A 21,167-nucleotide genomic window follows, 5' to 3' on the forward strand; every position below is an offset into this window, starting at 1 on the left:
TATGTTTGCAGCACAGGGTATTTTAATGTTACACCAACATGTTCATCTTTTATTGAGGCTACAGACCCTATAGTATTGGCGGTTCCAACAGTAAGCATGATCATTTCATTGGCCTTTAAAGGTTCCACGGTAACTTCTTCATCAAATCCAACAACACGGTTAAGTAGGTGTATGTCCATTTCCAGGTTAAATATAGTTTTTGGAACCTTGTCCTTCAATCCCACTATTCTGCCGGTAAACGAATCTCCCTTAGTGAGAAAAGGATCAAGTTCTGTTCCAACGGCAGCAAGCCCTCCTGGCAAAATTGAATCATATGCCGATGACCCTGCCATTAGGGATGTGATCTTAGTGGTGACATTTTCCCATGTGGTTTTGTTTCCCTTTGTAATCTGTACACCTGGTGAAATTTCTATTTCATCCCCAACAGTCAATTTACCCTTAATTAGAGCGCCACCGAGGACTCCTCCCTTCAATTCAGCTGGTTTGGTTCCAGGTTTGTTGATGTCAAATGACCGTGCTATATACATCATCGGTGAATCGTTTTCGTTGAATTTTGGACTTTTAATAATCTTCTCTATTGCTTCAAGAACTATATCAATATTTGTGTTGTGATATGCACTCACGGGAATGATAGGCGCATTTTCTGCAATGCTCCCATTCAAAAAAGTTTTGATTTCATTATAGCTTTCAAGAGCCCGTTCTCGTGTTACCAGATCAATTTTATTTTGCACAACTATAATTTCCTTTATTCCCATTATTTCAAGAGCTGTTAAATGCTCTCTTGTCTGTGGCTGCGGACATGCCTCATTTGCTGCTATTACTAGAATTGCCCCATTCATTATGGCAGACCCTGCAAGCATTGTGGCCATTAAGGTCTCGTGGCCAGGTGCATCAACAATAGATATAACCCGGGACAACTTACATTTATCCGAATCCCTTTTATTTGAATAAAATTCTTTTCCGGATTCATCCACGCACTTATATATAGGTGTATCGGCATAACCAAGTTTAATTGAGATGCCACGTTTGACTTCTTCGGAATGCACGTCAGTTTTCTTGCCGGTCAAGGCAAAAGTCAAAGTGCTTTTTCCATGGTCAACATGACCAACCATACCTATATTAACAGATGGCTGTTCCATTATTGTTCTCCTTTTTCTTCTGATTCTTCCTTTGCTTCAAGGGGTTTTGTTCCATACTGGGTAACCACAAGATTAATCTGAGATATATCTGAACCAATTATATTTCCTCTAAAAGTAACTCTTTTCCTGATGCCATTTTTCCCCTTTCTTCCCTTATTGTAAGTTATAAGTATTCTCTTTTTCCCTGCTATTGACAGGTCTTTTTTCATAGGGAAACCGTCGTTGGCACTACCTCCTGTCAATTTCATCTTATAACCAGGCATTTCAAAAAATATACCGTCTATTTCTTCTCCTATTTTCCTCCCGGCCAAAGAACCGAGGACATCCTCTCCAATTTCTTTTTTATATGTTTTACCGGTTTTCCGATCTGCAATTACTGCTACAACCATAATATACACCTTGAACTTTATTTATTCCTAATTATATGCTCATTAATAAAATTATAGATTAAAAATGTTTATCCAAAATGTTATATTATCCCGCTTGAAAGCAGAAAATCTATGAATTTTTCAAGTGCTTTTCCCCTATGGGAAATAATATTTTTTTCCCCGGTGGAAAGTTCAGATAATGCCTTATCATATCCTTGCGGTATAAATATTGGGTCATAGCCAAATCCCTTTGTTCTGGATTCCTTATTTGATATATTGCCATTCAGTATTCCTGTAAATATATATATTTGTTTTTGGTTGCTAAATCCTACTACTGTTTTAAAAAAGGCAGCTGATCCTGATGCCATCTCTAAAATTCTTGAATTTCCAAGTGTTTCCTGTACATATGAAGCAAAAGGGCCCGGGAATCCATTCAAGGATTTTATATAAAGTCCTGTGTCGTCTATGAAAAATGGAGATTCCAGTTTTTCTGATAATTTCATACAACTGTCCCGGCATATTGTTTCATTGTCATCTGCCTGTATCTCCTCATATTTCATTTTCTCCCATGATATTTCAATGCCTCTTTTTTTGAATAGGGTTTCCGCTTCCTTGTATTTATGTGTGTTGCTGGTAACAAATTTTATCATATGCCGTATATTGCGTTATAATTTATTAATAATTTTACACCTTTAGCCCTTACTTTTTTATTTTTATAGATTATCCACAAATATTTCCTATATATGCTCTCTAAAGATATAGTAAAATAATATGCATCAAAAATCGTTAACAGAAATAACCAGAGAAATGAAAATAGCAACGGGATGTGAACTATATTTACAGGGAATATAAGAATAAAATAATCAGCAACGATGAATTGAATGCAGTAATAAGGGCCATGGAAGAATACCCATTATCAGGCTCAGAGAGCTTAAGGAATTCAAATATGATCTCTAAGAAGCGCCTTTTCCGTTTGTTAACACCCTCTTAACTGAGTATGGGGTTTCCTCCGAGAGTACCTGTTGGTTTCTTCTTCCTATCGCCTGTTTGATGCGCTTTTCAGCCATGTTAACGTATTCGCTATCTACATCATAACCAACATAATGACGGTTGAGATTAATCGCCGCCACAGCGGTAGTTCCACTGCCAACGAACGGATCGAGTACCACTTCTTCTTCGAAAGTGTACAGCTTTATACATCTGGCAGGAAGTTCCACCGGGAAGGGGGCAGGATGCCCAACCTTAGTTGCGGATTCAGCACTAAATGACCAGATACTCTTCGTAAATTCTGCAAACTCTTCTTTTGAAAGTGTGGACTTCATATTATCTTTGACCCCACGTGTGAAACTATCTTTCGAGAAAATGAGGATATATTCGTGGGAGTCCCTGAGAACTGGGTTCTTGGCAGAGAGATATGTTCCCCACGCAATAGAAGAACTGGCAGTTGCCCCTTTGTCCCAAATGACCTCTCCTCTCATTAGAAAACCGATTTTGAGGAGATCCTGGATTACAAAGGTGTGCAATGGAATGTATGGTTTTCTACCGAGGTTTGCAATGTTTACGCATATTCTCCCTCCAGGCACAAGAACTCTGTAGACTTCTTTCCAAATTGATGTCAGAAAGTCTCTGTACTCGTCCAGAGACATGTCCTTGTCGTAGAGCTTTCCAACATTGTATGGAGGAGAAGTGACCATTAAATGAACACTTTTATCAGGAAGCTCGGTCATTCTTTCAGCAGATTCGCAAAATATCCTATCTATGGAAGTAGCAGGTAACGGATTCTCACTAAAGTCGACATTGTCTTTCCCTCTAGAAAAACCCTCATAAAGTCGACTGCTGTAAAACTTTGACGAGTCATGGTTTGCCCTACTTGGACTCCCAAATGAACTGGTTTGAGAGCCATTTCTTCTGGTATTACCTTTCATTATTCCTCACTCCATAAGTCAACCCATCTCTTAAACGGGTCATAGTCTATGGATTCCTTAACCCAATTTACTTCTATCGACTTTGTTTTATCATTGCTGATGAGAGTTTTTAACGCATCATTGGAAATTTCAACACCTCTTGGATTTGTTCCCTGCTTTGGTAACTTGATATGGTTTTCTCTGCCAATTTTATTAAACACTGTGTTTTGAACCTCGTAAGGTATGTAATATAGACCCCCTTTGGAAGACCAATTTACATGAACAAAGATCAAATCATATGTGGGACGCCATGTATCCAAGAAATTCCTTGCCTTTTCTGCATCAACAGTCCAAATCAGCTTCACCCCAGAGGGTTCCTTTCCTGATATGGTTTTTATTGAGATTGGCTGGTTAAACAGTTTAACATCAATTTCTGGTTCTGTAATTGGTAGGTCATATTCAACGTTTTCCTCGCCGAATTTGTAAATCAGGAGGGCTGTAATCACCTTTTCTCTGACCGGTCCAACTTCCATTCCAATCCTGCCCGCTCTTGAACTCTCAAGCTCTGCTAGCTGGAACAGGTATGGGAACCTATTCTTCACCTTTGCAACAATTCTGGTATCCCTAAACAGATCAAGCAGATAATCGTTCATTCAATACCTTATGATTCGAAAATTATTTAACCTTAACTTTTTATTTTCTATGTAATAGAATATACCAATTTTCACATTAAATTCCTTATATACCTTTAGCTGTGGGAAGACTTCATTACAAATAAGCGTCACACATATCTCCTTCTTTGCCTTATGGAACTAAGCACATCTATAACTTTCTCATAATTATGAGATTTCTTTTTATAGGAGTCTATAAAATTATTCTCAAGTTCATCAGTATTGGGATATAGACTTTTAAATGATTCTGTAAGAAGAAATAAATCATCTGCCATATCCTCTATTTCGCAATTAAGTTTTCCCATACTGGGATCTATAAGATAGATATTGTTACCTGCAATGATAATATTATTTGGAGTTAGATCACCATGTGCAATTAAGAGGTTGTGCATTTCTCCAATTATTTTTCCAAGTTCCCGTATATATTCCATATAGTTATTACCCTCATGTATCGCTTTATTGAGCGTTACACCATCCAGCTTTTGCATGGTTATTGAAAAATTGTATCTGTTAAAATCATATACAATTGGAACATTTATGCCACAACTTTTCATCCGAAACAGAATATTGAATTCATTTTTCATTCTCTCCATTCTTATTCTATGATCCAGAACCGGATTTCTGTACTCTTTCTCCAGGCGTTGCTTTGTAATGGTAGCCCTGCTATAAAATTGTGATTCTGAGATCAATGCCTCTGCACCCTTATTATTGCTGATTGTTAAATTACTGGAATTTATCCAGGGAACTTTGACCTCATCTATTCTAAATCTTTGATTTACCCTGGTTTCCATAATATCCTGCCTCTGCCCTGAAAGATACATCAGCATCCCGGCTTGAGCTATCATTGCCCCATTATCCATACAGTACTTTTTATCCGTGAGATGTGCAGTATAACCAGATGAACGAGCCATTTCTGATACCATTGACCTCAGGCGGTCGTTTCTTGCTACACCGCCTGCTAGCAGAATTTCTTTTTTATCTGTGTAATACAATGCCCTCTCTAGAACCTCTACCAGCATGGCGAATGTGGTTTCCTGAAGGCTGTAACATATATTTTCTATGGATTCTTTCTTTATGTAACTCATGGCTGCTGTGTAAATACCGGAGAAAGATGTGTCCATGCCCTTGACAGAATAGGGCAAATCCAGCAGTTTATCTCCCTTTGATGCAAATTCCTCTATTCTTGGGCCTCCGGGAAAAGGTATATCTATATCCCTTGCAAATTTGTCGAGCAGATTGCCCAGGCCAATGTCCATTGTTTCTCCAAGAACTCTGTATGAATCACCCTCATGTGCTATAACCTGCGTATTGCCACCAGAAATATACAGCATGATAGGGTCTCTTGCTCCTGAGAGCTTCCTCCCGATTTCTACGTGGCCTAGGGGATGATTGACCCCTATTAGTGGAATTCCATATTTAATTGAAAAAGCCCTGGCAGCAGTGGCGACAACGCGAAGGCACGGACCGAGCCCGGGCCCCATGGAAAAGGCCACCAGATCTATCTGATTCGGTGATAGCCCGGATTTGTCAAATGCTTTTTTCATAACAGGTATTATGTTGTCGGCATGGTGAATTGCTGCTTCACGTGGATGAATACCGCCAGTTTGAGGAATATATGTTGAAGAGGAATTTGAAAGAATGTTTTTTTCATCTACAATGCCTGCACTTATTGTATGGGCCGTTCCTTCAATTCCCAGAACTTTCATGTAACATTATTGCTAAGTATTATTTTACTATTATAGTTGAAATGAAAAAAATATGTTGTCTAATAAAATGATTATATTATGAAATTAATCTTTATATTTTATAGCAGAAGATGCCCTGAATACGAACTTGTCTTTAGCAGGAACCTTTATTTCTTCTCTGGTTTTGGGATTTCTTGCCACTCTTGCTTTCTGTTCTTTTCTTTCAAAGATACCGAAGTCGGCCAGGTTGACTTTCTTTCCATCATTGACTGCCTCTATTGTTTCCTTAAGAAATGTCGTTATTATCTCCGCTGTTTTTTTCTGTGTTGTGCTTGTAGAGCTGGCAACCTTTTTTGATAATTCACTTATACCTACCATTATTTCACCAATACTTAATGTAATTTGTAGTATAATAACTTTTCTATTTAAAACGCAATAAATCCTTAAAATTACTGAATATGCTTTAACTTTTTATAAAAAATACAAATATTTATTACATTTGTTCATTAGTAAATAAGTTAAAGTATAAGAAATACTAACTTTTTTTATTTGTAATATTGTAGTGATATTTTTATTTAGTATTTATAATATTTCTTGATTTTAGATTTATGCTTATAAATTCATTCTGCAACTGTTTGTGCCAGTAAACCATTTACCTTAGTTCCGATAAAAATTATATACACAGTAAATATAAACTTATATGAGATTAATAGAAAATTGGTTTTCAGAACGATACTCGGATAATTTGCAGCTTTCATTCAGAATAAAGGATCAATTGCTTTCAATCAAAACGGATTACCAGAGAATAGACCTATTCGATACCTATGATTTTGGAAAATTACTGTCTATAGACGGAACTGTGCAGTTAACCGAAAAAGATGAATATGTTTATCATGAAATGATAACCATGGTTCCCTATTATTTCAACTCAAAACCTTCAAACGTACTGATAATAGGTGGTGGAGACGGGGGGGCAGCCAGAAGACTATTAGATCTTGACATACCGGGCATAACAAACGTTGAAATTGATGGAAACGTTGTAGAGGTTGCCAAGAAGTATTTTCCAGATATTTCATCATCGTTCAAGGACGGCAGGGTAAAGCTAATCGTTGGTGACGGAATTAAATATATAAGGGAAAGCAGGGATAAATTTGACAGGATTATTATAGATTCCACTGATCCGGTGGGCCCGGCAGAAGGATTATTTTCCAGCAGTTTTTATAATGATATCAAGGAGCATCTTACAGAGGACGGAATAGTTGTAACTCAGTCTGGATCGCCATATTACCAGCCTACAGCACTTGCCATGGCACATAAAGGAATGTCTGAAGTGTTTCCCCATGTGAAAACTTACTGTGCCTTTATACCCACGTATCCCAGTGGCCTATGGTCATTTACTATGGCATCTGGAGAAGAAATGAAATTAAGAGATGAAAAAATAAATAATGGGAAGTATTTTAACAGTGATATATTGTATGGGTCATTTTATCTTCCGGAGTTTGTGAAGAATATATTGAAATAATTATTTTCTTATGCCCCATTTATGTTTTGCCTGTGTTAATAAATCATGATAGTGTGTACCTAGCCTCTTTGAAATTCTTTCAAGATCAGGGATGTTTTCAATGAATGTCTTTTTGCTGCTGCTTTTCAATAATTTTTTGAATTTTGACATGTCGTTGAGCACAGAATATGACATATAAGCAAAATATGAGAATACTATAATTGAAGCTATCAATATCCAGTATTGCCAGTTGCCAACTGATTTTAATGTAATTAATTTCATCAATGCTTGATTCCCAAATAACAGATCGTTTAGGGAAATAATAACGAATAATATAGATACAATACTTATTATCAAATAAACAATATATAATTTATCTTTGTACATGTTATTTCTTATAATTTAATAAACTATTTAGATATTAGCTTCTTCCTCTCCTTAGTTGTATATCCAGTCACTTTTGCAAGCAGGTCGTTGAAAAATTTTATTGTTTCAGATGGATTTTCATATTCCATATCGGTCTCTGTTTCTGCGTACAGTTTTTTTCCGTCTGTCCAGAACTCTATTTTTTTAAGTCCAGGATATGACGAAATTATATGTTCCCCATTTTCCTCAAATTCCATATTTTTTGATTTGAGGATTTCGATTATGTACGACTTGCTAATCTTGATTGTTTTTCTAACAGGATACGTTCTCATTTTTACACCTACATTTTCTTTGCCAGTTTTTTCTGGTATTTTTTAGAAAGAGCCCGCCAGTACATTAACTCCATGTATTGGGCATCATGTTCCAACAAGGGCGACATTGATATAATATCCATATCCCTGTCATTTGTTGATACTACCTCCGCAAGTGTCTCGAATTTTAAATCACCATGCTTTATTGCAGTTATCTTTAATTCATTCCCGTTTTCATAGTCTACTCCGCCGAATTCTGTGTAAAGGTCGTATTTTGCATACTTTGAAAATGCATTCATAACGTCTTCAAAATTTTTTGCATCTATAAGTGAGCCATTGTTTATAGAATGAATGTGTGGGAAATTAAGGATGGGTTCTATATCTGGTATTCTCTCGGCTAAGTAAAACAGTTCTTTTTGTGTACCGAACAGGTCTTTTTTCCCGGAAGATTCCACACCTATATATGGATACCCACTTTTATGGGAAAATTCTTCAGCAATGCCACTGTATATTTCAAGAGCTTTTTTAAGACTCTCTGATTTTTTCTTTGTGTAGAATCCTGTGTGTGTGACCACTCTTTTGGCGCCCATGGCCCTGCCTATTAAAAGTGACCATCTTAAATGGTTTATGGATTTTTCCGCCATTTCTCCCCCGTTCAATAAGTCCATATAATAAGGCGCATGCATGGAAATATCAATATCCAGCTCTTTGGCTATTTCACCACCTTCTTTCAGTTCATCATAATTACGGGCCATATTCCAGAAAAGTTCCTGTATGATGTCATCTTCTTCTATTTGCTTTTCAGTTCCTATACTTTTATAATTACCATTTTCATCAGGCCTTAATACATCCACAATTATTGAGTCAGTTACATCCTTTGGATACATATCCACGTACTCAATTGCCGGGTCTTCGCTTACGTTTACCCTTAAAAGCTGAACTTCCAGAGAATTTAGGCCAAGATTTGCCACATCCTCTATTGAATCTATATACGTTCTGCCCTTACTGGTTAGTGGTATTCCAGCAACTCCAAATTTAATCATTCTTTTAATGATATATATGCCTTATTTTAACCTTTTGAAACTTCCTATTTAATATACGATCTATTGCTGATATTCAATTTGTTCCGATTATTGCCCGGAATATGGATAAATTTTGCCATAAATCCGCATTGTGTAATATATATTCAATAATAATTGGATTGATGGCCTTATAATATAAATTTAATAATATTATCAAAAAATTCGTGAAACAATTTATTAACTTATGTATTGATATTAACATTAATTGGAATAATATGCAAGAAATGATAACGAATAGATTATATACATTTTAAACATAACAATTCAATGGTAACTGAAAATTATCATATTGACGTAATCAAAGCAAATAACGGTGATAATAATGAATGTCGATCCAAACATAACGAAATATGTTATCAAGGCAAAGATAGTAACTGATGGTGTTGTTGAAAAGCCCGATGTTGTTGGTGCAATATTCGGGCAAACTGAAGGCTTATTGGGTGAGGAATTAGATTTAAGGGATTTACAGAAAAGTGGAAAGATCGGTAGAATTGAAGTTGAGATAGATACAAAGAAAGGAAGAACTGAGGGATTTGTCCTTATACCTTCTGGATTAGACCAGGTAGAAAGCTCAATTCTGGCTGCTGCCCTTGAAACAATAGACAGAATAGGGCCATGCAAGGCAAAAGTTGATGTAGAGGATGTGGAAGACGTAAGGATAAACAAAAGGGACAAGGTTATACAGAGGGCTGAGGAACTTTACAAGAAAATGGGTACAAATGGAAAAAGCCTTAGTGAAAGCATAATACAGTCTGTCAGGGAGGAAGTTGAGAAAAAGGAAATACTTTCCTATGGAGAAGAACACCTGCCTGCAGGTCCTGCTGTTGGGACATCAGATTCCATTATAGTGGTTGAGGGAAGAAATGATGTACTCAATCTTTTAAGATATGGTATAAAAAACACTATAGCAGTACAGGGCACCAGTGTCCCAAAAACTGTAAAGGAGCTTTCCAAAGCTAGGACTGTAACCCTATTTGTTGATGGTGATCATGGGGGAGAATTAATAATAAAGGAAATGCTTCAAGTAGCAGATGTTGATTTCATTGCAAGAGCTCCACCTGGAACAGAAGTGGAAGAGTTAACATACAAGCAGATAGTAAAAGCCCTTAAATATAAAACACCTGTAAACCAGTATCTAGAATCCCATGGGATGCTAGAAGAACTGAAAGAATTTACAGAAAAAAACAATAAGGCCGTAACTGATGTGAATGTGGAAACTAAAGAGGAACTGCCACAGCAGAAATCCGTAAAGGAACCTAAGCATGTGAATGATTCAGAAAAAGAATCGCCTGTGATCCAGGAAATTAACGATATAAACGATCCACAGTTTATAAAAAATAAGCTGAATGAATTGTTTGAAAGCAAGATGGTTGAAATCTATGACGAATCTGGAAATCCCATAGTAAGATATCCCATTTCTGATGCTGTTGAATTGATGCAGGGAGTTAAAAATGCGTCTACCATAATTAGCGGAGGAGTAGTTTCCCAGAGATTTGTTGATATAGCTTTCAATATAGGTGTTAAATCAATTTATGGGATGAAAATGGGACATGTAACAAAAAAACCAGAGGAAATAAGGGTGGTTACATGGGAACATATGTAAATTACACAGAATATCCCGATACATCATTCATCAAAATACCAACAAACCCACTTGACAGGGTAATAGGGCAGGAGGAAGCAGTAAGACTTGCATTGATTGCTGCAAAACAGAGGCGTAACCTTCTGCTTGTTGGACCACCTGGGGTGGGAAAATCTATGATTGCCCAGGCCATGTCATTTTACATAAGCAGGCCAGAGGAGGAAATAAGGGTTGTACACAATCCATCATATCCAGAGCGGCCATTTATTGAAGTCAGGACCATAAGTGAAATAGAAAATGAAAAACATGAGATGAATTCAATAGAGGGGGAAATTATAGACCCAAAGGATGCACCAGATAACGTTGCACAGAGGCTTGGTTACAAGTGCACGCATTGCGGATTTTACTCATCCCCTACAGAGAGTGTATGCCCTAACTGCAACAACAACAAGGTGATAAATAATACGCAGGGCCCTTTTAATGATGTTTTCAATGTAATAGGTGTTGCTTTTGGAGTGAATAACAATAACGATAGAGTAACACAAACCAGGAAAGTAGGGGACAAGGAACAAATAGTTGTATACGAAAAGTATGGCGACAAGATACGTGTCCTGGATGAAAAAACTCTCGAACGAAGACGCAAAATTGAGAAGAAAAGTCCAAGCAAGGTTATAGTCCCTATTGACAGAAATCCATTTGTGCTCGCAACTGGAGCAAGTGAAACAGAACTTCTTGGAGATGTAAGGCATGATCCATACGGCGGGCATCCACAACTTGGCACTATGCCGTATGAAAGGGTCGTCGCTGGATCAGTACATATGGCCCATGAAGGTGTTCTTTTTATAGATGAAATTACACATCTGGGCAAGCTTCAGCGTTTTATCCTCACAGCAATGCAGGAGCGTAAATTCCCCATAGTGGGAAGAAACCCACAGAGCGCGGGAGCAAGTGTAAAAGTGGATGATGTTCCTACTAATTTCATTCTGGTAGCTGCCTGTAATATTCAGGACCTGCAATATATACTGAGCCCACTTAGATCCAGAATTGTCGGTAATGGGTACGAGGTATTAATGGAAAATTCTATACCAGACACAAAGGAAAACCGCATGAAATACCTGCAATTTATAGCCCAGGAAATAAACATGGATGGAAAGATACCCCATATGACCATGGATGCTGCTGATTTGATTATAAGTGAAGGCAGGAGAAGAGCACTGGAGGAACACAAAGGCAATGCGCTTACCCTTAAACTTAGGGAACTCGGAGGGCTTGTTCGTGCATCAGGCGATATGGCGATTGAAAATAACCATAAACTCATAGAAAAATCAGATGTTAAAGAGGCACTGTCCCTTTATGTGCCTGTAGAAGAAAAAATTAAAAAGTACTATGGGAGCATGAACAATGCAATTGGGGAGGAATCAACCGGTGCACAGAGAGGGGAATATTATAACTACTACAATTATAGTGAAGACAGGTCATACCAATAATTATTTTTATATACCAAAAACATTAATACGTTTTAATTATGCAGAGTAAATGGCGATTTTAATCCTGTTCCTTACGGTATTTGTTGCATTATTTGCAATAATAAATCCTATTGGTGCTGTTCCTATACTGATCACGCTTACAGATGGGTACAGTCTCAAAGAAAGGAGGGAAGTCATACGCAGAAGTGTTTACATGGCCTCTGGCATGCTTTTTGGGTTCATGTTCCTGGGGGTTTACATTTTTGACATACTTGGAATCAGTATATATGATTTTGAAATAGCAGGAGGGATATTGCTTTTCAAGGTTGGTTTTGATATGCTACAGGGGAAAACCTCACAGACAAAAATAACAAATGCGGAACAGCAGGATTCAGCCGACCGGGAAGCTATAGCAATAGCACCTATTGGTACACCTTTACTGGCTGGTCCGGGATCCATAACCACAGCTATAATTTACTTCAATGGAACTGGAATAGCAATATTTTCCAGAATGGTAGTAGTTCTAGCGGTAATACTGGTGCTCATACTGTCCTTTATTATTCTCCGGTATTCTCTTGTTATATTCCAAAAAATAGGAAAAACCGGGTCAATAGTAATATCGAGAATAATGGGATTGTTGCTCACCGCCATAGCAGTTGACCTGATTACAACCGGAATCATTCATATTTTTCTGTGAACATTCCTAATACTGAATTAAACTGATCTAATGATATCTGGCCTGGAGCCGTCGGCTGACTGTACGATGCGTATGAATAATCTGAAACAATATATGCTGAAATAACACGTAAAAAACTATTTCCTGTGCCCATGGGTATATATGCGATTTTTATGTTATTCTGCCTCTTAAAGAGATAAACATAATGCAGGTCACTGAGGAATTTGCCAGTATCTGTATAGGAAAGTGCGACCTTGTAAATATCTGGTTTTAATCTGGACATATGGTTCAATATAGTTGGAACATCATCGTCATTTTTTCCATGGAATGAGACCATAAGCCTGGATCCCTTGAAAAAATCATTTTCAAAAACAAATGAACCCATATCTACATCTATAACCGGTGGGGCATATTCCATAGCAGTACTGTACATAAGTTCGATGTTATTTTTGTCACTGGATCGGAATGTAAATATATAATCAATCTCATGCGAATTTAAATACTGAAGCGTATTTTTCAGATTTTTCATGCTTCTATCCCTGAAAAGATCGTACCTGATCTCATAATGATTTGAATAGCTCTTAAGGTTATTTTCAAATTCAGATTTCATATGGGCGAAATCCTGGAAAAATACTGATGTATATACAATGCATGAATTGGCAGGCATAGTTAAGTATGCTACACTCATATAAAAATTATTTACAAATCATGATATAATAAACCTTTTTACATAGAATATTATATCCAGCCATGGATATGATAGAAATTAAAAAAGGTGGGAAATACACCATTGTTTCATCAAGTGGGGATGACAAGCCACTGATCACCGAAGGCGAATACGTTGGATATGCAATCCTTGGTGAGGAGGGATCTCTTGTATTAAGAATAGATTCAGGTGGAAAGTCAAAACTACGGCTCATACCTGTGGGTACAATTTCATATATTGAATTTGAGGAAGAAAATATAATAGCCAAAAATAAGGATGATGATAAGGGCAAAACAACATATTTTAATTAGGATTTAGCCCCTCAATTTTTAAATTTGTCTCTTAAGCAAGATTTTTATATAGATTAAATATGAAATATAGTGGTCAGTGACAAATCTATAAACTCTGTTATAGTTATAGGTGGTGGCAGTTCCGGATGCAGTATAGCATATAATCTTGCTAGTCGTGGAAAAAAAGTCAGATTGATAGAAAGAGGGAGTATAGCTTCAGGCAACACAGGAAAATCAAGTGCCCTTGTAAGAACCCATTATAGTAATGAGTTGATCTCATCCATGGCGCTTTATTCCATAAAGGAATTTATGAATTTTAGTTATATTGGATATTCAGGCTTTACAAAAACAGGCATGGTGTTTCCATTCAACGGTGTTAATGTGGACACTGCCAGAGAGAATTTTAAGATGCTAAGGGGCCTTGGGATTGATGAGCAAGAAATACCGGTAGAAAAAGTCCGGGAGTTTTTTCCGGATATTGATTCCAGTGATTTTGATTATATTTTATATGAGCCAGACAGCGGCTATGCAGATCCTGTAGCTACCTCCAATGCCTATGCCTCTGCAGCAGTAAAGTATGGTGCAGAAATAATTACAGGCAGGTCTGTCACGAATATTGTGGCAGTTAATGGGAAAACAACTGTAGAAACAGACAGGGGAGAAAGTTATAATGCAGATGCTGTTGTTATGGCAACCAACGTATGGACCAATAAATTGTTGAACAAAGCAGGTATTGCTGAGGGTGACCTTTTACCAATATATGCTTCTGTACACGATACAATATACCTCAGGCGCCCGGAAATATATAAGGGCATAAAACCTACTCTGTGGGATCCACAGAAATCGGCATACTACAAAATGGAGGGGACATCAGTTACTGCAATAGGGAGCCTTGACCCACTGATAGACCGGACAAAATTTGACCCTGATGGTGATGTTGAAAATCATATAAACGATGAATATATAGAAAAATATCTGGAAAAATTAACCGAAAGGTTGCCTGGGATGGAAAATGCCTCAGTGATTTCCACTGTATCGGGACTGTATGATATGTCTCCAGACGGGCAGGCTATAATAGATTCACTTTCAGAAATAGGGCTCAAGAATGTTTATGTCTGTGCTGGTTTGAGCGGACATGGGTTTAAACTTTCTCCCGCCTACGGCAGAATTGTTGCCGACATGCTCACATTGCAGGATCCCGATAAAGCACCATTTGACTGGCGCTATTTTTCTGCGGACCGTTTCAGGAAAGGAAAGACAATCAGATCCATGTATTCCGAGATTGGCACAATATATTAAACATACATGTGATAATTAAATCTATTGCATCCAAAAAATAATTAAGTTTCAGATAATTGTTAATGTAAAGCCATCGGAGGGATTCGATCCCCCGACCTGCTGATTACAAATCAGCCGCTCTACCATGCTGAGCTACGATGGCGTAGTTAGTGTATTAAAAATTATTATATAAAATTTGCATTTATTAGGAAATAAAATTATAAATTTATTCCTGATGATTGTATGCTTCCATTACATATTCGGCAAACTGGTCATCCGGATATGCACCAGGGAATGTTACGTCATCATTTATTACTATGTGTGGCACTGCTGAAACTCCTGCGTCTGATGCCTCTTTGTCAAATTCCAGAGATTCTATCATTTCACTCTTTATGTTTTTGTTCATCAATGCAAATTTATGTGCAGTAATAACAGCCTTAGGGCAGTACTGGCATGTTGGTGTTACATAAACCTTTATTGTAACCGGTTTTTCTATTTTTGATATAAGCTCTACGGCTTTTTTGGAAACGTCTGCTTCACCGACTGAGACATTTTCCAGATCCTCTATCAATGACCCAAATTCATATCCGGAAGGAATTCCATAATAAATTATTCTACCGTCCTGATCATCATGCCTGGCTACAATTGTAGCAGGGTATTTCTCTACACCATATTTCTCTACCATTTCCTTATCTTTCTCATAAACGTATTTAATGACATTTATTTTGTCAGATAAAGCACCAACCTCGTCCACCAGTGCAAGGGTATCCTTGCAATACCTGCAATCACTGCCTTCTGATGTAAATACAACTAAATCTACCGTATTTTTTAATTTTTTCTCGAAATCTTCTTTCAGGAATTTTGCATCCTCTTCTCTTATTAAACTCATAGTTATCTAACTGATATTTTATTATAATATAAAAGTATTACTGCACAAATATGTGTGTTTATATAATTTCAAAGTAAATTAATATAAGAAATAATATTACTAAACCAATGACCAAGAAACTATATTATACGGATATGTATGGGAAGGAATTTGACGCTTCTGTGGCTTCAGTTGGGGATGATTATATAATGCTGGATAAAACCCTATTTTATCCAAGTAGTGGAGGTCAACCAAATGACACAGGCATACTTAAGAGCAAAAATGGTGAAATAAGCATAGTAGATGTTAAACAGGAAAATGGAGAAATAATGCATATAACAGAAGATCTAAAAGGTATATCGCAGGGAGATTCGGTTCACGGGATAATTGACTGGAACAGGAGGTATATACATATGAGATACCACACTGCAGTACACATCATAGATGGCGTTGTGAGTAATGATTATAAAAATGGGTTTCTGACAGGTGGGCAGATATATAATGACCATGCGAGAGTTGATTTCAGTTTTGATATAATTGACAGAGAATTGATAACCGAAATTATTTCAAAGGCAAATGAAATTGTAAATTCTGGGCTGAAAGTGTTCGAACGGGAAATTACCAGCAAAGAGGCCCTTGAAATTCCCGGAATTGCCAGAACTGAACCTGGGAGACAATTAATAGAGAAGCTGCCTGTTGTCCGCATTATAGAAATTGAGAACTTCGATTTTCAGGCGGACGGTGGAACCCATGTGCACAATACTAAGGAAGTGGGAAAAATAGAAATGCTGAAAATAGAAAATAAGGGAAAAGGACACAAAAGGCTAAGTTTCAGGCTAGATTGACATCATCTATTAAAAAATCCGGCAACTGGGTGGTAACTGGAATATCATCTTCCCTTATAATTACATTTTTACCTGCAAGACTTAAATATGTGTTCAGGAATTTTCCAATATAATGGTTATTTATCATCCCCATTGTGCCTATTCTGAGTGTTTTATCCGCAATTTTTCCCATGCCCTTTGAAATGGTTATCCCACATGTTTCTAATTTTTTAATTATGTCTGAGTCATTACTGTAAAAACAGATAACAGTATTGGAATATATGTTATCATCACCAAATATTTTGACATCGTTGCTCATAAGGGTATTTCTTATAAAATCTGCAGATGCAGCTATCCTCTTAACCCGGTTATCAAAACCTTCCTTATCAAGAATTTTAAGTGCGAGGTTCAATGACATAAAAGACCCTGTTGATGGAGTATATGCTGTCTCGGCCTTTTCTAAAAATTTTAGAGATGTTTTTAAATCAAGGTAAAATGGAACATTTACCGGCGGTGATGAATTTATGTCATTATATGCCTGCTCCGAAAGAAATATTATACCGATTCCAGGAATGGCTGCCAGATTTTTCTGGCTGCTTGTAACCATGGCATAGATGCCCTGCATATCCATATTATATCCGCCAAAGCCAGATACATCATCTACAAGCAGCTTTGCACCCTTGTCACTGACGATTTTTTTAATCTCTGACATATCCCTTATGGCAGTTCCATTTGAGGTTTCATTGTGAACAAGGAACAGCTTGTCATATTCTCTGCTCCTGATTTCATTGAGAAGGGCAGCGCATATCCAGTTTATCGTATTTTATGAACTGCGTATTGCCTGTTTTTTTGGCTATTGAATCTATAAGCCGTTCTCCAAAGTTGCCATAGCTGATGGACAATACACGGTCATTGTCATTTATAAGTGAGAATACCATGGTTTCCACGGCCAATGTTCCAGACCCGGTAACCATAACAGTTTTATACGCCCCGGAAAATTTATTCAGCAATGCCTCGTTTTCCCTTACTATATTCTTGAATTCTGAGGAGCGGTGGTTTGAAACAAATGACCCTGCATTTGAGACAGAAAATGGCACCTCTACAGGGCCAGGTATAAGAAGCAATTTTACCACTCATTTATTATATTGTCGGCAGTCATTATGGCAATTCTCTTCTGCGCTTCCCTGGTCTGCGCACCCAAATGCGGTGTGATCATAACGTTATCCAATTTGAGCATTTCAATCTCGTAATCCTCCTTTGCCGGTTCATCCCAGAAAACATCACTCACAAAAGCAGATATTTTGCCGTTTTTGAGATATTTTAGCATATCTTTCCCATTTATTGCCCTGGCCCTGGAGGTATTGACTATTATTACCCCATCCTTTAATTTTGCAAGATCAGGGTCATTTAAAATATATGGAGAGTCTTTCCTCATGGTTACGTTTATGGATATTACATCGGACTCTTTTAATAATTCCTCGAGAGACACCTTCTTTACATATTCTGGGTATTCCACAGGCATTGGATCATATGCAATAAATTTCATTTTGAACGTCCTGGAAGCATCAACTATTGCTTTTCCGATTCTTCCAAAACCTAATATGCCAAGTGTCTTTCCCTCAAGTTCCATTCCTTTTAGCTTTGTAAAATCATTTTTCTTTGTATTTTCTATTCCCTTATAAAGCGATCTGGCGCCAATAACCATCATAGCAAGTGTGATTTCAACAACGCTTTCCGTTGAAGACCCGGGTGCGTATACAACTTTTATGTGTTTTTCCTCCGCATAATCCGTATCTATATTATCCACACCAATTCCAGCCCTTGCAATTATTTTCAGTTTTTTCCCATTTGCAATGATATCCTTTGTAATTTTTGTTCTGCTTCTTACAACCACAACATCATAATCTTCTATTGCGCTAAGCAGTTCTTTTGGAGATATCGCAGGTTTATAATCAATTTCAAATTTATCCCTTAATTTGTCTATCATTATACTGTCTACAGGGTCGCATATTAGTACCTTTCCGTACATAGGAGGTGATGGCATTATCATTAATAATAATTTCTTTCCCGTTATAAAATTCGTATAGGACGTTAATTCATGCTTCAAATTCAACAAATTAATCCCATAACTCGAAATAAATAGGTGGTTATTTTATATTGTATATGTTTATTGCAAGTTGTTAAGTACTATTCACATAATTTTTTTTATTCATATAAAGTATTTATATTATACTGGATTTAACATATATGCAGCTTATATTCGACGAATATTTTAAGGCATATCCTGTGAAAAAAAAAATAGTTGAAAGGCTGTATGCGAATGGCATTTCCATAGTAAATAATAAATTTTATGTGAATAATATTGAAGTGTCAATTAGCAGTATCGCAAACTCAATAAAAGTAAACAGGAGAACATTATATGAAACAATAAAATTTGTAAATGACAATCCTGTGATAAAAGAGGTTATGGAAAACGTTTCTGTGATACCTGATATAAAAAAGATTTCCCTATTGATGGAAAATGAAATAGTAACTATTTATATTGACAAAGGAATGTATTCCAGGGTAACCCCAGAGATTATGGGCGCTATAGAAAAATATATGTCCAATATAAAGGAAATATACTCCGTGAATTCTGATTATGAAACAAACTTTATCAGGTTAATTTTTTATAATGAAGTTGATGGGTCCCTGTTTAAAATTTTTAACGGGATTCCTGGTGTAAATAGGATTCTTATAGATTCCCCTGAAAAAATAAATGTAATCTGTGATAAATGCGATATTAAGATCTGCCCACATAAGATATCTTCCAGTTTCAGGGAGCATAATATATACAAATAGATATATAAAGAACTGTATAATAGAAAAATATATATATAAACATATTTTCATTATATCGTGGATCAGAGGCAGGAATTAATTAAATGGATATACAATTTCCTTAAAAAAAATGGGTTTATTGTTTCAGAGCCTGATCTATACGGTCTGGTGACATTTGATTTAATATGCAGAAGGGAAGATGAGAGATATATTCTCAAAATTCTTTACAATGTTAATACATTCAGTAAGATTGGAGTTGTTCCACTTATTAAAATGAGTGCACTGACAAATTCAAAGGCTATTATAATAGGAGAAAAGGCAGGTAATAGCAAACTTGAGAGGGGAGTTCTCTATTTCAGACATGGTGTTCCAATACTTTCATTTGAAAGTTTTAAGGATTATATTAATGGAGAAAGTCCTTTCATATATTCGGCACCAGGAGGATTCTATGTTGCAATTAATGGACAGAAAATGCGTATGCTCCGAGAGAAGAACAATTATTCTATAGGATATATCTCACAGAAGTTGGGTGTGTCGAGACGGTCTGTATCACTTTATGAATCGGGAAGTTCTGCAACAATTGATATTTATCTGAAACTGGAATCCATACTAAAGGGAGATATAAGCAGAAATGTTAATGTGTCAATTACAGAAGAACCTTCTATGCCAGTCAATGTTGGCAACGACTTCATAAACGAGGTACTCAATATGATGAACAATATAGGATATGTTTCAGAATATATCAGCAGGAATCCATTTGACGGATTATCATACAATTCTGATTCACACCTTATGATAGGTACATTCAACAGCATAAATGAAAATACAAACAGAATAATATCAATAAAGAAAATCAGTGAAGTTTTAGAGGACACACCAATATTGATCAATATGGAAAACTGTGGGAAACAAAATATATATGGATGTAGAATAATAAGCATTCGTGATTTGAGAAAGATTTATGATATAGATAGCTTTAATGAACTCCTAGAAAAATAAAAATGATGCAGAAAATTAATGACAAATTTTACATTTTCGGTGGGGTAAAGGGGCTTGTTAGAGACGGCGATGACTTAAGAAAGGAGCTTCTGGAGAAAAGACCTGATATAGTTTTTATTACCATTTCCCCTGAGCAGGTTGATGGGATGAAAGAATTTATTGAAGATCCATTTGAAATGAATCTTTCTGATTATGAAATTCTGTACGGAATTAATCTTTCAAATTATGGAGAGGTAATGACACCTTCACCGGTTTATATAGAAGCAACAAAATATTGTAAAGAAAATAATATTGAAATGATTGGACTTGATATGGATGAGAATCAGTACCAGAAAACATATAGTAAATATGTAAAAACTACTGATTTATTGAGACATTCGATCAGGAAAAAGAAGATAGGTAGGCATAAATTTAATGTTGACACTCCTGAAGAATTCGTTGAGGCCTGGAACGATGTGGTTGATTTAAAATCTTTCAAGAAAGTTAATGCCACAAGGGAAAGGTATATAATTGACAGAATTGATGAACTCCAGAAAGAGTATGAAGACAAAAAAATAGTTTGCATAATTGATTATGATTATTATAATGAAGTCTTAAAACACTTTGAAGAAAAGCATTAAAGTTTGTCCTT

Annotated in this window: 25 protein-coding genes and 1 tRNA gene; 10 read left to right on the plus strand and 16 right to left on the minus strand. The window is 36.4% G+C overall.

Annotated elements, in window-relative coordinates; translation table 11 throughout:
• From eif2g to AMDU4_RS10660, 7 genes are all read right to left on the minus strand, one after another.
• Positions 1 to 1,139, minus strand: a 1,139-nt coding sequence (eif2g, locus tag AMDU4_RS10630; protein WP_021787974.1) for a translation initiation factor IF-2 subunit gamma, incomplete at its 3' end; no start/stop codon positions are given.
• Entirely contained in the window at positions 1,139 to 1,528 is a 390-nt protein-coding gene (locus tag AMDU4_RS10635) for a 30S ribosomal protein S6e (protein WP_021787888.1), read from the minus strand. The genes AMDU4_RS10635 and eif2g, both read right to left, overlap by 1 nt.
• An 80-nt stretch (positions 1,529 to 1,608) precedes the next feature.
• A complete protein-coding gene (locus AMDU4_RS10640) occupies positions 1,609 to 2,157 on the minus strand; it encodes an XTP/dITP diphosphatase (RefSeq protein ID WP_021787975.1) in 549 nt (182 codons plus the stop codon).
• A gap of 303 nt (positions 2,158 to 2,460) precedes the next feature.
• Positions 2,461 to 3,432: a site-specific DNA-methyltransferase gene (locus AMDU4_RS10645; RefSeq protein WP_021787976.1), complete on the minus strand. Its 972-nt coding sequence runs from the start codon at positions 3,430 to 3,432 to the stop codon at positions 2,461 to 2,463.
• Positions 3,432 to 4,064, minus strand: a complete 633-nt coding sequence (locus AMDU4_RS10650) for a ThaI family type II restriction endonuclease (protein WP_021787977.1) — start codon at positions 4,062 to 4,064, stop codon at positions 3,432 to 3,434. The genes AMDU4_RS10645 and AMDU4_RS10650 overlap by 1 nt, the downstream gene beginning before the upstream one ends.
• Positions 4,065 to 4,192: 128 nt before the next feature.
• A complete protein-coding gene (locus tag AMDU4_RS10655; RefSeq protein ID WP_021787978.1) occupies positions 4,193 to 5,788 on the minus strand; it encodes a bifunctional N(6)-L-threonylcarbamoyladenine synthase/serine/threonine protein kinase in 1,596 nt (531 codons plus the stop codon).
• An 84-nt stretch (positions 5,789 to 5,872) separates the two neighbouring features.
• Positions 5,873 to 6,145, minus strand: a complete 273-nt coding sequence (locus tag AMDU4_RS10660) for an HU family DNA-binding protein (protein WP_021787979.1) — start codon at positions 6,143 to 6,145, stop codon at positions 5,873 to 5,875.
• A 322-nt stretch (positions 6,146 to 6,467) separates the two neighbouring features.
• Between AMDU4_RS10660 and speE the strand changes: the two genes are divergently transcribed.
• Complete coding sequence (gene speE / locus AMDU4_RS10665) at positions 6,468 to 7,289, plus strand: polyamine aminopropyltransferase (RefSeq protein ID WP_021787980.1); 822 nt, start codon at positions 6,468 to 6,470, stop codon at positions 7,287 to 7,289.
• Here speE and AMDU4_RS10670 read toward each other — a convergent pair whose 3' ends face one another.
• From AMDU4_RS10670 to AMDU4_RS10680, 3 genes are read right to left on the minus strand one after another with little or no spacing between them, the layout of a single operon-like run.
• The gene (locus tag AMDU4_RS10670) at positions 7,290 to 7,655 is read right to left on the minus strand and encodes a DUF3198 domain-containing protein (RefSeq protein ID WP_021787981.1); all 366 of its coding nucleotides are present in this window, start codon (positions 7,653 to 7,655) and stop codon (positions 7,290 to 7,292) included.
• Positions 7,656 to 7,678: 23 nt separating this feature from the next.
• Entirely contained in the window at positions 7,679 to 7,966 is a 288-nt protein-coding gene (locus tag AMDU4_RS10675) for a DUF5611 family protein (RefSeq protein ID WP_021787982.1), read from the minus strand.
• 8 nt (positions 7,967 to 7,974) lie between these two features.
• Positions 7,975 to 8,988: a TIM barrel protein gene (locus AMDU4_RS10680; protein ID WP_021787983.1), complete on the minus strand. Its 1,014-nt coding sequence runs from the start codon at positions 8,986 to 8,988 to the stop codon at positions 7,975 to 7,977.
• Between the two features lie 361 nt (positions 8,989 to 9,349).
• Between AMDU4_RS10680 and dnaG the strand changes: the two genes are divergently transcribed.
• Genes dnaG through AMDU4_RS10695 form a run of 3 tightly spaced genes read left to right on the plus strand, consistent with a single transcriptional unit; the run spans position 9,350 to position 12,772 of the window.
• Complete coding sequence (gene dnaG, locus AMDU4_RS10685; RefSeq protein WP_021787985.1) at positions 9,350 to 10,630, plus strand: DNA primase DnaG; 1,281 nt, start codon at positions 9,350 to 9,352, stop codon at positions 10,628 to 10,630.
• Complete coding sequence (locus tag AMDU4_RS10690; protein ID WP_021787986.1) at positions 10,615 to 12,096, plus strand: ATP-binding protein; 1,482 nt, start codon at positions 10,615 to 10,617, stop codon at positions 12,094 to 12,096. Before dnaG ends, AMDU4_RS10690 begins: the two co-directional genes overlap by 16 nt.
• Positions 12,097 to 12,145: 49 nt before the next feature.
• Positions 12,146 to 12,772, plus strand: coding sequence for a MarC family protein (locus AMDU4_RS10695; protein WP_021787987.1), 627 nt, complete (start codon positions 12,146 to 12,148; stop codon positions 12,770 to 12,772).
• Here the strand turns inward: AMDU4_RS10695 and AMDU4_RS10700 are convergent.
• Positions 12,753 to 13,439, minus strand: coding sequence for a type I 3-dehydroquinate dehydratase (locus tag AMDU4_RS10700; RefSeq protein ID WP_021787988.1), 687 nt, complete (start codon positions 13,437 to 13,439; stop codon positions 12,753 to 12,755). The genes AMDU4_RS10695 and AMDU4_RS10700 overlap by 20 nt on opposite strands.
• Before the next feature lie 62 nt (positions 13,440 to 13,501).
• On the opposite strand from AMDU4_RS10700, the gene AMDU4_RS10705 reads away from it, so the two are divergent.
• A complete protein-coding gene (locus AMDU4_RS10705; RefSeq protein ID WP_290705080.1) occupies positions 13,502 to 13,768 on the plus strand; it encodes a hypothetical protein in 267 nt (88 codons plus the stop codon).
• Positions 13,769 to 13,837: 69 nt separating this feature from the next.
• On the plus strand, positions 13,838 to 15,046 hold the full coding sequence (locus AMDU4_RS10710; RefSeq protein WP_021787990.1) for an FAD-binding oxidoreductase: 1,209 nt from the start codon (positions 13,838 to 13,840) through the stop codon (positions 15,044 to 15,046).
• 68 nt (positions 15,047 to 15,114) lie between these two features.
• On the opposite strand, the gene AMDU4_RS10715 is transcribed toward AMDU4_RS10710, so the two are convergent.
• Both AMDU4_RS10715 and AMDU4_RS10720 read right to left on the minus strand, forming a co-directional pair.
• Positions 15,115 to 15,188 (minus strand) — tRNA-Thr (locus AMDU4_RS10715).
• Positions 15,189 to 15,251: 63 nt separating this feature from the next.
• Positions 15,252 to 15,914: a thioredoxin family protein gene (locus AMDU4_RS10720; RefSeq protein WP_021787991.1), complete on the minus strand. Its 663-nt coding sequence runs from the start codon at positions 15,912 to 15,914 to the stop codon at positions 15,252 to 15,254.
• A gap of 107 nt (positions 15,915 to 16,021) precedes the next feature.
• Between AMDU4_RS10720 and alaXM the strand changes: the two genes are divergently transcribed.
• Positions 16,022 to 16,738, plus strand: a complete 717-nt coding sequence (gene alaXM / locus AMDU4_RS10725; RefSeq protein ID WP_021787992.1) for an alanyl-tRNA editing protein AlaXM — start codon at positions 16,022 to 16,024, stop codon at positions 16,736 to 16,738.
• Here the strand turns inward: alaXM and AMDU4_RS10730 are convergent.
• Genes AMDU4_RS10730 through AMDU4_RS10740 form a run of 3 tightly spaced genes read right to left on the minus strand, consistent with a single transcriptional unit; the run spans position 16,725 to position 18,746 of the window.
• Positions 16,725 to 17,534: an aminotransferase class V-fold PLP-dependent enzyme gene (locus tag AMDU4_RS10730; protein ID WP_306766126.1), complete on the minus strand. Its 810-nt coding sequence runs from the start codon at positions 17,532 to 17,534 to the stop codon at positions 16,725 to 16,727. The two genes, alaXM and AMDU4_RS10730, sit on opposite strands and share 14 nt — an antisense overlap.
• Positions 17,503 to 17,841 carry a hypothetical protein gene (locus AMDU4_RS10735; protein ID WP_290705083.1) on the minus strand — a complete coding sequence of 113 codons (339 nt, stop codon included), beginning with the start codon at positions 17,839 to 17,841 and terminating at the stop codon, positions 17,503 to 17,505. The genes AMDU4_RS10730 and AMDU4_RS10735 overlap by 32 nt, the downstream gene beginning before the upstream one ends.
• 2 nt (positions 17,842 to 17,843) lie before the next feature.
• Positions 17,844 to 18,746: an NAD(P)-dependent oxidoreductase gene (locus AMDU4_RS10740; protein WP_290705086.1), complete on the minus strand. Its 903-nt coding sequence runs from the start codon at positions 18,744 to 18,746 to the stop codon at positions 17,844 to 17,846.
• Positions 18,747 to 18,964: 218 nt separating this feature from the next.
• On the opposite strand from AMDU4_RS10740, the gene AMDU4_RS10745 reads away from it, so the two are divergent.
• The 3 genes from AMDU4_RS10745 to AMDU4_RS10755 are packed head-to-tail and all read left to right on the plus strand — an operon-like array spanning position 18,965 to position 21,156.
• Positions 18,965 to 19,558: a hypothetical protein gene (locus tag AMDU4_RS10745; RefSeq protein WP_021787996.1), complete on the plus strand. Its 594-nt coding sequence runs from the start codon at positions 18,965 to 18,967 to the stop codon at positions 19,556 to 19,558.
• Between the two features lie 57 nt (positions 19,559 to 19,615).
• Complete coding sequence (locus AMDU4_RS10750; RefSeq protein WP_021787997.1) at positions 19,616 to 20,536, plus strand: transcriptional regulator; 921 nt, start codon at positions 19,616 to 19,618, stop codon at positions 20,534 to 20,536.
• A 2-nt stretch (positions 20,537 to 20,538) separates the two neighbouring features.
• A complete protein-coding gene (locus AMDU4_RS10755) occupies positions 20,539 to 21,156 on the plus strand; it encodes a hypothetical protein (protein WP_021787998.1) in 618 nt (205 codons plus the stop codon).
• The last annotated feature ends 11 nt before the right edge of the window (positions 21,157 to 21,167 follow it).

The sequence above is a fragment of the Ferroplasma sp. Type II genome, assembly GCF_000496155.1.

Excerpts from the sequence above, each read along its gene's own strand:
- AMDU4_RS10635 (WP_021787888.1), bottom strand. The coding sequence starts at position 1,528 with ATGGTTGTAGCAGTAATTGCAGATCGGAAAACCGGTAAAACATATAAA.
- AMDU4_RS10640 (WP_021787975.1), bottom strand. The coding sequence starts at position 2,157 with ATGATAAAATTTGTTACCAGCAACACACATAAATACAAGGAAGCGGAA.
- AMDU4_RS10645 (WP_021787976.1), bottom strand. The coding sequence starts at position 3,432 with ATGAAAGGTAATACCAGAAGAAATGGCTCTCAAACCAGTTCATTTGGG.
- AMDU4_RS10650 (WP_021787977.1), bottom strand. The coding sequence starts at position 4,064 with ATGAACGATTATCTGCTTGATCTGTTTAGGGATACCAGAATTGTTGCA.
- AMDU4_RS10655 (WP_021787978.1), bottom strand. The coding sequence starts at position 5,788 with ATGAAAGTTCTGGGAATTGAAGGAACGGCCCATACAATAAGTGCAGGC.
- AMDU4_RS10660 (WP_021787979.1), bottom strand. The coding sequence starts at position 6,145 with ATGGTAGGTATAAGTGAATTATCAAAAAAGGTTGCCAGCTCTACAAGC.
- speE (WP_021787980.1), top strand. The coding sequence starts at position 6,468 with ATGAGATTAATAGAAAATTGGTTTTCAGAACGATACTCGGATAATTTG.
- AMDU4_RS10670 (WP_021787981.1), bottom strand. The coding sequence starts at position 7,655 with ATGTACAAAGATAAATTATATATTGTTTATTTGATAATAAGTATTGTA.
- AMDU4_RS10675 (WP_021787982.1), bottom strand. The coding sequence starts at position 7,966 with ATGAGAACGTATCCTGTTAGAAAAACAATCAAGATTAGCAAGTCGTAC.
- AMDU4_RS10680 (WP_021787983.1), bottom strand. The coding sequence starts at position 8,988 with ATGATTAAATTTGGAGTTGCTGGAATACCACTAACCAGTAAGGGCAGA.
- dnaG (WP_021787985.1), top strand. The coding sequence starts at position 9,350 with ATGAATGTCGATCCAAACATAACGAAATATGTTATCAAGGCAAAGATA.
- AMDU4_RS10690 (WP_021787986.1), top strand. The coding sequence starts at position 10,615 with ATGGGAACATATGTAAATTACACAGAATATCCCGATACATCATTCATC.
- AMDU4_RS10695 (WP_021787987.1), top strand. The coding sequence starts at position 12,146 with ATGGCGATTTTAATCCTGTTCCTTACGGTATTTGTTGCATTATTTGCA.
- AMDU4_RS10700 (WP_021787988.1), bottom strand. The coding sequence starts at position 13,439 with ATGAGTGTAGCATACTTAACTATGCCTGCCAATTCATGCATTGTATAT.
- AMDU4_RS10705 (WP_290705080.1), top strand. The coding sequence starts at position 13,502 with ATGGATATGATAGAAATTAAAAAAGGTGGGAAATACACCATTGTTTCA.
- AMDU4_RS10720 (WP_021787991.1), bottom strand. The coding sequence starts at position 15,914 with ATGAGTTTAATAAGAGAAGAGGATGCAAAATTCCTGAAAGAAGATTTC.
- alaXM (WP_021787992.1), top strand. The coding sequence starts at position 16,022 with ATGACCAAGAAACTATATTATACGGATATGTATGGGAAGGAATTTGAC.
- AMDU4_RS10740 (WP_290705086.1), bottom strand. The coding sequence starts at position 18,746 with ATGTACGGAAAGGTACTAATATGCGACCCTGTAGACAGTATAATGATA.
- AMDU4_RS10745 (WP_021787996.1), top strand. The coding sequence starts at position 18,965 with ATGCAGCTTATATTCGACGAATATTTTAAGGCATATCCTGTGAAAAAA.
- AMDU4_RS10755 (WP_021787998.1), top strand. The coding sequence starts at position 20,539 with ATGATGCAGAAAATTAATGACAAATTTTACATTTTCGGTGGGGTAAAG.